This is a genomic window from Halanaerobium sp. DL-01, from assembly GCF_003338615.1.
GTDB lineage: Bacteria > Bacillota > Halanaerobiia > Halanaerobiales > Halanaerobiaceae > QPJE01.
The window spans coordinates 78300-89667 of the sequence record NZ_QPJN01000004.1 but is presented as its reverse complement, the minus strand read 5'-3'; the positions used below and the strand labels follow the sequence as shown (position 1 = coordinate 89667).

The following is an 11368-nucleotide window of genomic DNA, read 5'->3' as shown; positions in this document are numbered from 1 at the left end:
TCAATTACCTCCTCAACCTTGGATCCAGCATATCTCTAATTCCATCACCTAAAAGATTAAATCCCAGTACCACTACTGCAATTGCTATACCCGGGAAGGTAGAGATCCACCACTGATCAATTAAGAAGGTTCGGCCATCACTAACCATTACTCCCCATTCAGGACTGGGTGGCTGAGCTCCTAAACCCAGAAAACCCAGACTGGCAGCTGTGATTATAATAGTACCCATTCTTAATGTTATTTGTACTAAAACTGGTGAAATACTCATTGGTAAAATATGCAGAAAAATTATTCTTAAATCACTTCCACCAATAGATTTTATACTTTCAATATATGGCTGTTTTTTCACTTTTATTGCTTCAGCCCTTGCCAATCTGGCATAAATCGTCCACATAACACAGGAAATTGCTATAATAACATTAACAAGACTTGGTCCAAGCATTGCTGCAAAAGCCATTGCAAGAATCAACCTGGGAAAAGCAAGAAACATATCTGTAATCCGCATTAAAATATCATCTACTATACCACCATAATAACCTGCTATTATACCTACACTTATACCAATAAATCCACTGACAAAAGTTATAATCAAAATAATCTGAACAGCCACTCTTGAACCATAAAGTACACGGGTATAAATATCTCTTCCAAACTGATCAGTTCCAAAAGGATGTTCCCAGCTTGGAGCCTGCAGCTTTACTGACATATTTTGCTCTATGGGACTGTATGGAGTCAAAAGAGGGGCAAATATCGCAGTAAGAATAAATAATGCAATAATAACTGTCCCTATAACTGCTAATAGATTTCTCTTCCAGAGATCTATTGTATGATTCAAGTCTTCAAAATAAGGTTTCATTCTTTTTAGCCATAATTCTTTTTTGGTTTTCGGAATAGTATCAATCTCTGCCATAAAATCACACCCTCATTCTTGGGTCTAAAACCGCATAAAGTATATCTACAATTAAATTAACCAGTGAATAAACAAAAGCAAAATATAATGTTCCACCCATAACAGAATTATAATCCAGAGATAAAAGCCCCTGAGTTATATACCTTCCCAATCCAGGAAGTGAAAACACAGTCTCAGTTAAAACTGCTCCTCCTAATAAACTGCCAAAAGTTAATCCAATTATAGTAACAGTTGGAATCAAAGCATTTCTCAGCGCATGCCTTATTATAACAACACTATTTTTTAACCCTTTAGACTTTGCAGTCATTATATATTCCTGTTTCATAACATCCAGCATACTAGAACGGGTTGTTCTAGCAATTGAAGCTGTCGCAAGAAACCCAAGACAGAAAGCGGGCAGCACTAAGTGTACGATAGTCTCTTTAAATGCTGACCAGTTTCCGGTTAATATTGAATCAACAAGATACATACCTGTTATGTGGTCAGGTGGAGAAGAAAAAAAACCAATTCTACCTGCCCCCGGCAAAATGCCTAATTTATAATAAAAGAATAAAAGCAGAAGTAATCCTGTCCAGAATACCGGCATACTTACACCGATAATCGAAAAAATTCTGGAAATTTGATCTATCATCTTATTTCTAAACACAGCCGATAAAATTCCCAAAGTTAGTCCTGTTATAATTGCAAAAATCATAGCCAGGAATGTTAATTCTAAAGTTGTAGGAAAATATCTTTTTATATCCTCCATTACAGGGTTGTTGGTTCTCAGAGATACTCCAAAATCTCCCACTACAGCGCCTGTAATAAAATTATAAAACTGAGTTGGAAGTGGATCATTATAGCCTAATTTTTCCTCCATTTTTTCTATAGCTTCTTCTGGAGCATTTCCTCCCAGAATAGCAGAAACCGGATCAGCAGGTATAATATGAGATATAAAAAATACTATACAGCTAACACCAAATAAAACTAATATCATTAATAATATTCTTTTGACAATATAACTCCAAATATTCATAAAGTCACCCCAATATAGATTAACTTCCCCAGTTGAAAAGTGGGGAAGTTTTTCATAATTTTAATCCTATAAATTTTGTTGCTAGTAAACCATAGGCTTATTAATTATTTAGAAATTCCACCAAAATCAAATTTCATAGAATAACCAAATGCTGAGTCATAAAAATCTTTCAATTCTGATCTAACTCCCCAGAATTCAACTGACTGATAAAACATCGCAAATGGACCATTCTCAAACCAATGATCTGTTAATTCTCTGTATATTTCTTTGCGTTTTTCCGGATCAGGCTCAAATCTTCCTTCTTCAGCCAGTTTTATTGCTTTTTCATCTTTCCAGGCACATCTATATGCAAGCTGTCCAGCATCATAATTTGTAAAAGCCATAGCCAGATTATCAGCATCAGCATAGTCATTTCCCCATCCTGCAACAATTAACTGATGGCCCTGTTCTCTATATTTTGCATACATCTGAGATGCCTGCATAACAGTTACTTCTGCCTCAATACCGATATCATTTAAGTTTGATTGAACTAAAGTCGCTTCTGCTTTTCTGGTTTCTCTCTGATTTGTTAATATTTCTACTTTAAATCCATCAGGATAACCAGCCTCTACTAGAAGTTCTCTGGCTTTTTCAAGATCTCTTTTAAATGGATTTTTATCTACATATCCAAAATATCCTTTAGGTATAAACCCCTGTACTTTAATTGCATAACCTGCATTTATATCTTCAATTATTGAATCATAATCGATTGCATATTTGATTGCCTGCCTTACCTTCCGATCTTTAAGTGGTCCCCAGGAAGCATTCATAGCAAGATATTCATTGGAATGAGCAGGTACTGTAACTATATCAACATTTTCTGTGCCTTCCATTTCTTTTAAAAGCTGTGGAGTTAGATCCCAGGCAACATCTACATCTCCTCGTTCTAAAAGCAGCCTCTGTGTGGATGCTTCTGGAACATCTCTGAATAGAACTCTTTTCAGTTTAGGTTCATCACCATAATAATGCTCATTTGCACTTAAAAGAACTTTGGTATTTCTTTCCCATTCATCAAGTACGTACTGACCTGCACCTGCACTATTTTCGGTCAGCCATCCCTCACCCATATCTCCATCAACTTCATGTTCTAATGCAACTTCTTTATTTATAATACTCCCCCAGTTATTGGTTAATATACCAAGAATAATATTTTCCGCATATGGCTTGTCAAAGGTCAGAGAAAAACTCTTTTTATCAATAAGCTTAATATTTTCATCCATATTATCTTTGGAAATACCAATACTATTTAGAAGCCAAACAGATGGTTTTTCCATCTTTAAATATCTTTTATAGCTCCATACTGCATCTTCAGCAGTAACTGGATCTCCATTAGAAAAATTAGCATCTCTTAAAGTAAAAGTATATGTTTTTCTGTCATCTGATATTTCCCATTTTTCTGCTAATTCAGGTTCAATTACAAGTGATTCATCTACATTTTTCCAGCCCACAAGCTGATCATATACTGCATCTACTACTCTTGATGGAAGAACTTCGTAACATACAGCTGGATCAAGTGAAATAAATATTTCTGTACTTGCTGCCATTACCAGGGCATCATCTGGAGTTGCTGCAGCTGCAGAGACGGAAATCCCTAGAACCACTGTCAAAATCATTAAAAATAAAAATCCCGTTTTTATTTTACTCATTAGTATACCTCCATAATTTTCTTTGCTTTTATATGCAATCCACTACTGCTCTAAACTTCTCTTCCCTGCTAAACTGCTCTATTAATAAAAAAATAAAAAATACGACTAACTGAAGTTTAATCCCTCCCCTTTAAATACTTTTATCTATCATATTTAACAATAAAACTGATACAGCTAAACATAAAATTCAAAATATAATAGATTATTTACTATATTATATTTCAATAATAATACCAATATTCCTTTCTTGAAATAATATTTTCTCAAAAAAATAATATGGCTGCACTGCGAAAAGTTGATTTTTGATATTATATCAAATTGAAAAACATGTCAAAATAGGATTTATATAAGCCGAAAATTCTTAAAGCTGTTTCTAGAATTGACGCTTCACTCTACTTTTCAAATCATTTTCTCCCCTAAAATAAAGGAATTATCACTTGTAAATCGAATAAAATAAATATAGCAGTTGAATATAATATAAACAAAAAATAATTGCTTATTTATAAGTTGTAAAAATAAGTTGTAAAAGTTAAATTAATAAATAATTTAACTTGATGATAAATTTCAATATGATTAAATATATTATATGAGGAGATAAACTTAATACAAAGAGGGAGGAAAGCTAATGCTTTACAAATTTAAAGGTAAAAGTCCAAAATTAGAAAAAGATGTATTTACTGCACCAGGAAGTAAAATTATTGGAGATGTAGAATTAGGAGAAAAATCAAGCATATGGTATAATACCACAGTTAGAGCTGATGGGTTTCCAATAAAAATTGGAAGCTATACCAATATTCAGGATAATTCTGTTGTCCATATTGATGAAGGACTGGGAGCAGAAATAGGCAGCCATGTTACTGTTGGACATAATGCTGTTATTCATGCATGTACAATTGGAGATAACTGTCTAATAGGAATGGGAGCAACAATTTTAAGTGGTGCAAAAATAGGCAAAAATTCTATAATAGGTGCAGGGGCTTTAATACCAGAAAATAAAGAAATCCCCGAAAAAAGTTTAGTAGTTGGACTTCCTGGTAAATTCATAAGAAAATTGAGTGATGAAGAAATAGAAGAAATATATAGACATGCAGAAGAATATGCCGGTTTTGCAGCAGAACATATGCATATTGAAGCTGTGGATTCCGGTAATTGACAAAGATTTGGATTTCTGTTAAAATTATTAAGGATTTGAAGTGCCCCCGTAGCTCAGTGGATAGAGCAAAGGCCTCCGAAGCCTTGAGCGTAGGTTCGACTCTTACCGGGGGCACCATATATCATTCCTGCTATAACAGCGATTATAGCAGTTTTTCTTTTTCAGTATCTATTCTCATTAAGCTTCCCACCGTGATTTCACCGCAGTACTTTCTATCCACCTCAATCAAGCATCCAGAAATTTAGAAGCTTTTTCAGCAGCTTCAGCCTGTAAAGTCGGAATTAAATGAGAATAAGTATCCATTGTCTGAGTGATTGAGGCATGACCCAATCTCTCCTGAACAATCTTAGGATGTTCATTTAGCTGCAGAAGAATCGAAGCATGTGTATGGCGAAGTGTATGGAGTGTTTTTTCTTTATCTAATCCAGCTTTATCTCTTAATTCAGCATATCTAACATTATATCTGTCTGGATAATATTTTTCACCATCTTCTTTACAGAACACCAGATTATACTCATCGTGATAATTATCTCCCAGGAATTCTTTGAACTCCTTTTGTTTCTCTTTTCTTTTCTTCAGTACTTCTACTATTTCGTCAGTAATATCGATATTCCTGTTACTATTTGCCGTTTTAGTACTTTCTCTTAGAACAGAGCCATTACCCTTTTCACCTACCAGAGCCTGTCTCACCCGAATCTTCTTATTCTCAAAGTCAACATTATCCCATTCCAGGCCTAAAAGCTCACTTTTTCTCATCCCTGTATGGACTGCAAGATAGATAAAATCATGTAATAGCGGATCATCCTCTTTAGCAACATCTAACAGTTTACTTATTTCTTCTTTTGTTAAAGCAACAATGGTATTATTCCTTCTCCGATCAATTTTTGGTGCTTCAACAGGATCAGCCGGGTTAGCTGCAATATATCTGTTTCTGACTGCAAAGCTCAAAGCCTGCTTCAGCTTCTTATAGTGCTTTAATAGAGTTGCTTCTGATAACCCGCCTTCTTTACCGTCTTTTCTCCCGTCTTTCCGCTTCTTCTGCAAATATACTCGAATGTGAGCCGGACTCAGTTCTTTTAACTTAATATGTCCGAGGGCAGGAATCAGGTGAGTTTTAAGTATGATCTCATATCTATCATGAGTAGTCTTTTCTGTCTGAACAACCGCGTACTCCTCAAACCACTTCAGTAACAAATCCTTTACTGTCATGTCCGTCTGTACTACAACTCCCTGATCAGCCTGCAATTCCATTTTTCTAGCCCATTTTTTTGCATCTCTCTTACGGGTAAATGTCTTATACTCTCTCATTGTCTTTCCTGTCTCTGGGTCCTTCCCAATATAAACTTGTGCTTGCCAGTTTCCTGACTTTAACTTTTTAAAGCTTCCCATATTAATTCCTCCTATTATTTTATATATTGTCTTCCTACAAAAACTACTAATCCTTTAACTTCAATTTCTGTCTTATCAATTTCACCATAGTTCTCAAAATCTGGTTCTAGCCTCACCTTATCTTTATTAATAATGTAGTATCTTTTTATTGTTCTGTTGCAATCACCACCTTTTCTGATAATCACTAATATTGTAGAGCCATTCTCAGGCTCATCATTCATGGGTCTAATTAGAATGTAATCACCTCTGACAATTCCCCAATCCTTAAATTTATTATCTGTCATCTTTAAAGCATAAGAGGAATCTGTAACATACCCTTCTGGAAAAGTGAAATAGTCTTCTTTAACACATTCTTGCTTCTCATCCCAAAAAGCTTCATTATTATAATTGTAACTTGTAACCATTTCTCTAGGGTTCTTCTTTTCTACCTGCTCAAGATAAGTTGAAAGTAACCCTTTTGCTCCTTGAGTGTCTTTTTTTTCCTCATATTGCCCCTCGTCATCCTTATCCATAACTAAAAGATACTTCTCATCCAGATAACCTGCGGCTACCATTAATTCAATATAACGAACTTTATCATTATTCTCGGCTATTTTTTCTAAAATATCTGGCTTAGGATCAAACTCAAGCGACCCGTTTTTGAGTTTAGATAAATAAGATCTGTGTATGTCTGCTTCTTTAGCAAACTTCGTGACTGATTTATCACCAATTGCTCTACTTACTAAATTCATTAATTTCACTTTATCTTTTTTCACTTTCTCTCACCTCTAAATAGATTGTAACACATTTTCGGGATTATTACAAACACTTTTTTAATTATTTTAGGATTATACTTTACAAAAAGAAGGCTTCATGCTATAATATTATTGTAATAAAGCAAATAAGCAGCAATTGATTGTTGTTCAATATTTGCACACACTAATATTTTAGGAGGATTTAAGATGAAAGATACTAAAACAGATCTGATAATTTATTTTAAGAATGCAGTAAAAGAACAGATCAACTTTGACTTTGAGCAGATACCTTTTTCTTTAGGTGTGAGCGACTTAAAAGAGCTTTTACCCCTATCTGATTCTAAAATTTATATGATGCTGGAAGCAGGAGAAATTCCTGCAAGAAAGATGGGAGGTAAATGGACAGTCTCAAGGGCAGAGTTCCTTGCCTGGTTTTACGGATCTGAAGAAAATCTAGATTTGGAAGAACAGGTAATCGTTTAATTATAATAGTAGGGGGAGAAAGAAGAGTCTCCTCTCCCCCGAAATTATCACACTCAGAATAGTGAAGTAATAATCTGAAAATCCTCCAACAGATCCAGGTCTTAACGGGCCTGGGTCTTTTTTTATTTACTAATATTTTAACTTTCATTCTAAATGAACATATGCTCTTTTAGTGAGCTTGAGTAATTTTATTATCAAAATTTGAATTTCACTGTCAAAAACGGCCTTTTAATCGGTATTATATATATAGAAGCACTTTTTAAAATGGGGGGATGAAGGTAGAGGATCCCAAGCAAGGTTCTCTGCCTTCAGCCATAAAAAAAGACCTGCTGTTAAGTTCTTTTAAATAACTACTTAAGTACTTACGAAATCCTGTGATCGGATTAAGGAGGCTTCTAAAACAGTGAAAGTAGACGAAATCTTAAAGTTAAAGAAATCTAAACTCAGTAACATTCAAATACTTAGTTTGCTTAAAGAAGATATATTCCAGAGCAGAAAGAAACAGGAAAACAATAACGGAGGTAATAACAATGACAGTGACAGCTCAAAATCTCAGAACTACCATGAAAAAGAATGAGGATAAGGCGGAAGGCAGAAATGTAGCAACATTAAACTCTATCGAAAGGGATATTAAAGGAGTATGGTACTCGAGAAAGCTAGATCTATACGGTAATATTCTCGATGAAATAAGTTATGAAGATGAAATATACAGGGGCGGAGAAAAGGAAAATAAATGGAAGTCTAAGACAAATGATAACAAACCATCAAGAAGTAAAAGTACCTATACTCCAACTCCAGAAGAAAGAATAGCTTCTAATATCAATCAACTGAAAAAGAAGACCTGGAAATTGACCATTGCTAATATTGAAGACATGAATACTTTTACCACAGTAACTATGGGAGATGTAGACTTCTACAACCTCTTTTCTTCAAAAAGAAGCGATAAAGATAAAAATGAACTCTACCTTGCTGATCAGTTGAGTGAAAGTGAATTGCAGCTTCTTAAAGGTAAGACCAACCTGAAGTATAAAAAGGAGAAAGATAGAAGATACTTAAATAACAGTGAGGAAGAAAATTATCTACGTAAAAAAATTATAAACATCTTAATCAAGCAGGCTTCATCTATGATTTCCAAAATAGAAGAATCTTTTGTAAAGGATGAAAAAACATTCAAAAGTGTCAGTGCTCGTAATCAAGCTATTAAAAGAGAACTTGCTTCAAGAATCAACTCTCTTCTGTCTGGTAAGTCTCCGTATAATATTGAAAATGCCTACTCTGCTTTCAGTAAATTCATTGAGAATCTGAAGAATTTATCAGAAGCCTATGAAGGTGACTTCAAATACATAGCAGTGTTAGAATTCCAGGAAAATGGTAGACCACACTTTCACATGCTGTCTAATCTAAAGTACCTGGAGCAATCTAAACTTCAGGATAAGTGGGGTCACGGAATAGCTCATATTAGCTCTCTTAATTCGATTAGTAGACCTGGCCTACACATCAGTAAAAAAGATAATTTAAAGGCAAAAGCGACTAAGTTGTCAAATTATCTCTGCGAAGAAATTAGTGAAACTAGAAAAGATTCTAGAACTAAAAATAGAAAAATACTTTTGAGAAGTAATGACTTACTAAAACAGCCACTGGAGGTAATTACTCCTGAATTACAACGACAGGTGGACCAATATGTGTTTAGTAATTCTGTTGGGGTAGACTGGGAAAGTGGGTTAATCGAAGGTAAGGGAGAGTATTCAAAAAGCTCCAACATAAAAAGAAGAGTTATGGAAGATTCTAATCTCTACTCAATGATAGAACAAAGAGCAGGCCAGTTACTGGATAAGATTCTAGAAATAGCAGAGAAACTTAATAGTGACATCATAACCAAAGATATATACTATCAGGCAAAGCATGAACTTTTCTACAAAGATCAGGGATATATGCCAGCTACTATTGCAGCATAGTGTCTCTCCTGCTTGAACATTGACAACTAAATATTTTACTCTTACTCCCTATTAGATAACACCTGGATGCGCGCCGCAGGATTTTAACTGCCGGGCTATAACCAACAGGAGATCTATGTCTAAAACTTATATAATAGTGGTTCAGCCGGCCAGAGAAAGAAAAGGTCCATTTCTTGCTATACTTAACGTTTATTCAAATACATCAAATACCAGTGATTCAGGTATCCACATGTATTCTACTCCTTCATCATTTAAAGGAAACTCAAAATAGTACCAATTACCTTCCAGATCAGTCTTGTATTGATCAGTACCCTCTAAACCTTCCAGCCACTGTTCTTCAGCAATGACTAGTTCTTCTTCATCATTAACTGGCTTTTCAGGAAATCCTTCCTGGATAATTTTAAGGTGATACTCTCCTTTTGGAAAGTTATAGCCACTGTCTCTATAATTCTTTGCCTGGTAACTTGCGCCAACTTCAAATTGCTTTGTCATGCTTATCAGCTCCTGATATTTATATTATGTCTCTAAAACAATTGATAACTCTTGTCATAATGCTGATTCATCTTATCTTCTTTATCAAAATAGATAATATCGTAATCGACATACTGCTCGAATTTATAAAAATGAGATGATGTATCTTAAAAAATTAGTCTATTACTTCAACATTATCAAAATAGTAATCAAGTGCTTCTCCATGAATGTATGACTTATTGTGGCCAGATCTCTCACTTAGTTCATTAACTTTATCAATTCGTTCTTGAGTTAATTGAATACTAACCTGCTTCTTATCACCACCTTTTTTCTTCTTTTTTAAGATGAAATGACAATCAGATTTCTTTTCCTTCTTCCCCACTATGATCACCTCCTTCAAGAGATTTGCCAGTAATGAAGGAATTAATGAGTTTTAGGCATTCTCAACATCAGAAGCTAATTCTTCTGGGTCCATGTTTATCATTTCTACACCATATCTGTGCAACTCTAACAGAAATGCGGCTCGATCCATCCCAACCATTTCTGCAGCCATACCCGAAGATATTCGTTTAAGTTCAAATAATTTGACCGCCATTGCCAATTTAGCTTCTCGTTCAAATTCTTCAGGACTTTCTTGAAGTAAATCAGGCAAAGTGTCAGGATATTCTATCTCCATTTTTCTAGGCATGTCATTATCCTCCTACTGGACTTATTATACTCAGATGCGTATTACTAACTCTATTATAGCACATATCTGCAGTAGAAAAAAAGACTTAACAACCAATATACTACAGGGAGCGCACAAAGGCTATTTAAAGCTGTTCTTAACCGTTCTACATAAAGAATCTCCAGCATAAATACAGGTCTTCAAACAGCTATTCTCGAGCCTTCTCAGCCCTTTTTACATAGGAACTTAGAGCACTATCTATTTTCTAACTTACAGTTCAAATTCTCGCATTGAATCATCCATCAAATCTTGATTTACCCCTATATAATCTAGAGTAATGCTCGGAGCAGAATGGTTAAAAAGCTTCTGCAGCATTGCTACATCTTTGTACTGCTGATAATGGTGGTAACCGAAGGTTTTGCGAGTGGAATGGCAGCCAATGGATTCCAGACCAACTTCTTTACCTACAGAACTTAGCACTCTATATGCCTGACTTCTAGTGATCGGTTTGTTGGCCCCATTCCTACTCTGAAAGAGGTACTCATGATCAACCATGTTTTTAATGTATTGATCTAAAGCATCTCGCAATGCACCATTAATAAAGAACTTCTTTGACTTTTGAGTCTTTTGTTCTTTGATCTGGATGTGTGTCTTATTCCTTACATCAGAAACTTTTAGTTGCAGCATGTCTCCAATTCTAAGGCCAGTATTAATTCCGAGCACAAAAAGCAGATAATTTCTGTAATTATCCATCAGCAATAAGCGTTTAATCTCCTCAATCAATTCCTTGTCTCTGATCGGCTCAACTTTTTTCATAGTTTAATCCCCTCTCTAATTTGTTTAAGATACATAAAGGCTCATTTAACACAGTATAGACATCTATTGAAGTGATTTCATAAGCAAAAT

At 34.7% G+C, this 11368-nt stretch carries 13 protein-coding genes and 1 tRNA gene; 5 read left to right on the top strand and 9 right to left on the bottom strand.

Annotation, left to right across the window (positions count from 1 at the left end):
- Positions 1-4: 4 nt before the first annotated feature.
- The 3 genes from nikC to DER71_RS02615 all read right to left on the bottom strand — a co-directional run bounded on the left by nikC (position 5) and on the right by DER71_RS02615 (position 3610).
- On the bottom strand, positions 5-910 hold the full coding sequence (nikC, locus tag DER71_RS02625) for a nickel transporter permease (protein ID WP_114457559.1): 906 nt from the start codon (positions 908-910) through the stop codon (positions 5-7).
- Between the two features lie 4 nt (positions 911-914).
- Positions 915-1925 (bottom strand): ABC transporter permease, encoded by a 1011-nt coding sequence (locus DER71_RS02620; RefSeq protein WP_114457558.1) that lies wholly within the window; start codon positions 1923-1925, stop codon positions 915-917.
- A 104-nt stretch (positions 1926-2029) separates the two neighbouring features.
- Complete coding sequence (locus tag DER71_RS02615; protein ID WP_114457557.1) at positions 2030-3610, bottom strand: ABC transporter substrate-binding protein; 1581 nt, start codon at positions 3608-3610, stop codon at positions 2030-2032.
- A gap of 625 nt (positions 3611-4235) precedes the next feature.
- Here DER71_RS02615 and DER71_RS02610 point away from each other — a divergent pair.
- A complete protein-coding gene (locus DER71_RS02610; protein ID WP_114457556.1) occupies positions 4236-4763 on the top strand; it encodes a gamma carbonic anhydrase family protein in 528 nt (175 codons plus the stop codon).
- Between the two features lie 42 nt (positions 4764-4805).
- Positions 4806-4880 (top strand) — tRNA-Arg (locus tag DER71_RS02605).
- A 108-nt stretch (positions 4881-4988) separates the two neighbouring features.
- Here the strand turns inward: DER71_RS02605 and DER71_RS02600 are convergent.
- Positions 4989-6152 carry a site-specific integrase gene (locus DER71_RS02600; protein ID WP_089716845.1) on the bottom strand — a complete coding sequence of 388 codons (1164 nt, stop codon included), beginning with the start codon at positions 6150-6152 and terminating at the stop codon, positions 4989-4991.
- Between the two features lie 14 nt (positions 6153-6166).
- A complete protein-coding gene (locus DER71_RS02595) occupies positions 6167-6907 on the bottom strand; it encodes a LexA family transcriptional regulator (RefSeq protein ID WP_076544535.1) in 741 nt (246 codons plus the stop codon).
- A gap of 186 nt (positions 6908-7093) precedes the next feature.
- Between DER71_RS02595 and DER71_RS02590 the strand changes: the two genes are divergently transcribed.
- The 3 genes from DER71_RS02590 (at position 7094) to DER71_RS02585 (ending at position 9324) form a co-directional block, all read left to right on the top strand.
- Entirely contained in the window at positions 7094-7369 is a 276-nt protein-coding gene (locus tag DER71_RS02590; protein ID WP_076544534.1) for a helix-turn-helix domain-containing protein, read from the top strand.
- A gap of 403 nt (positions 7370-7772) precedes the next feature.
- Entirely contained in the window at positions 7773-7946 is a 174-nt protein-coding gene (locus DER71_RS11905) for a hypothetical protein (protein ID WP_158531783.1), read from the top strand.
- Positions 7900-9324, top strand: coding sequence for a hypothetical protein (locus DER71_RS02585; RefSeq protein ID WP_076544533.1), 1425 nt, complete (start codon positions 7900-7902; stop codon positions 9322-9324). The genes DER71_RS11905 and DER71_RS02585 overlap by 47 nt, the downstream gene beginning before the upstream one ends.
- Before the next feature lie 189 nt (positions 9325-9513).
- Here the strand turns inward: DER71_RS02585 and DER71_RS02580 are convergent, their stop codons facing one another.
- The 4 genes from DER71_RS02580 to DER71_RS02565 all read right to left on the bottom strand — a co-directional run bounded on the left by DER71_RS02580 (position 9514) and on the right by DER71_RS02565 (position 11278).
- Positions 9514-9816 (bottom strand): hypothetical protein, encoded by a 303-nt coding sequence (locus tag DER71_RS02580; RefSeq protein ID WP_076544532.1) that lies wholly within the window; start codon positions 9814-9816, stop codon positions 9514-9516.
- Positions 9817-9970: 154 nt separating this feature from the next.
- On the bottom strand, positions 9971-10177 hold the full coding sequence (locus DER71_RS02575; protein ID WP_076544531.1) for a hypothetical protein: 207 nt from the start codon (positions 10175-10177) through the stop codon (positions 9971-9973).
- Positions 10178-10228: 51 nt separating this feature from the next.
- Positions 10229-10483 carry a UPF0175 family protein gene (locus DER71_RS02570; RefSeq protein ID WP_076544530.1) on the bottom strand — a complete coding sequence of 85 codons (255 nt, stop codon included), beginning with the start codon at positions 10481-10483 and terminating at the stop codon, positions 10229-10231.
- Between the two features lie 249 nt (positions 10484-10732).
- Positions 10733-11278, bottom strand: coding sequence for a site-specific integrase (locus DER71_RS02565; protein ID WP_076544529.1), 546 nt, complete (start codon positions 11276-11278; stop codon positions 10733-10735).
- Positions 11279-11368: the final 90 nt, after the last annotated feature.

Excerpts from the sequence above, each read along its gene's own strand:
- nikC (WP_114457559.1), bottom strand. The coding sequence starts at position 910 with ATGGCAGAGATTGATACTATTCCGAAAACCAAAAAAGAATTATGGCTA.
- DER71_RS02620 (WP_114457558.1), bottom strand. The coding sequence starts at position 1,925 with ATGAATATTTGGAGTTATATTGTCAAAAGAATATTATTAATGATATTA.
- DER71_RS02615 (WP_114457557.1), bottom strand. The coding sequence starts at position 3,610 with ATGAGTAAAATAAAAACGGGATTTTTATTTTTAATGATTTTGACAGTG.
- DER71_RS02610 (WP_114457556.1), top strand. The coding sequence starts at position 4,236 with ATGCTTTACAAATTTAAAGGTAAAAGTCCAAAATTAGAAAAAGATGTA.
- DER71_RS02600 (WP_089716845.1), bottom strand. The coding sequence starts at position 6,152 with ATGGGAAGCTTTAAAAAGTTAAAGTCAGGAAACTGGCAAGCACAAGTT.
- DER71_RS02590 (WP_076544534.1), top strand. The coding sequence starts at position 7,094 with ATGAAAGATACTAAAACAGATCTGATAATTTATTTTAAGAATGCAGTA.
- DER71_RS02585 (WP_076544533.1), top strand. The coding sequence starts at position 7,900 with ATGACAGTGACAGCTCAAAATCTCAGAACTACCATGAAAAAGAATGAG.
- DER71_RS02580 (WP_076544532.1), bottom strand. The coding sequence starts at position 9,816 with ATGACAAAGCAATTTGAAGTTGGCGCAAGTTACCAGGCAAAGAATTAT.
- DER71_RS02570 (WP_076544530.1), bottom strand. The coding sequence starts at position 10,483 with ATGCCTAGAAAAATGGAGATAGAATATCCTGACACTTTGCCTGATTTA.
- DER71_RS02565 (WP_076544529.1), bottom strand. The coding sequence starts at position 11,278 with ATGAAAAAAGTTGAGCCGATCAGAGACAAGGAATTGATTGAGGAGATT.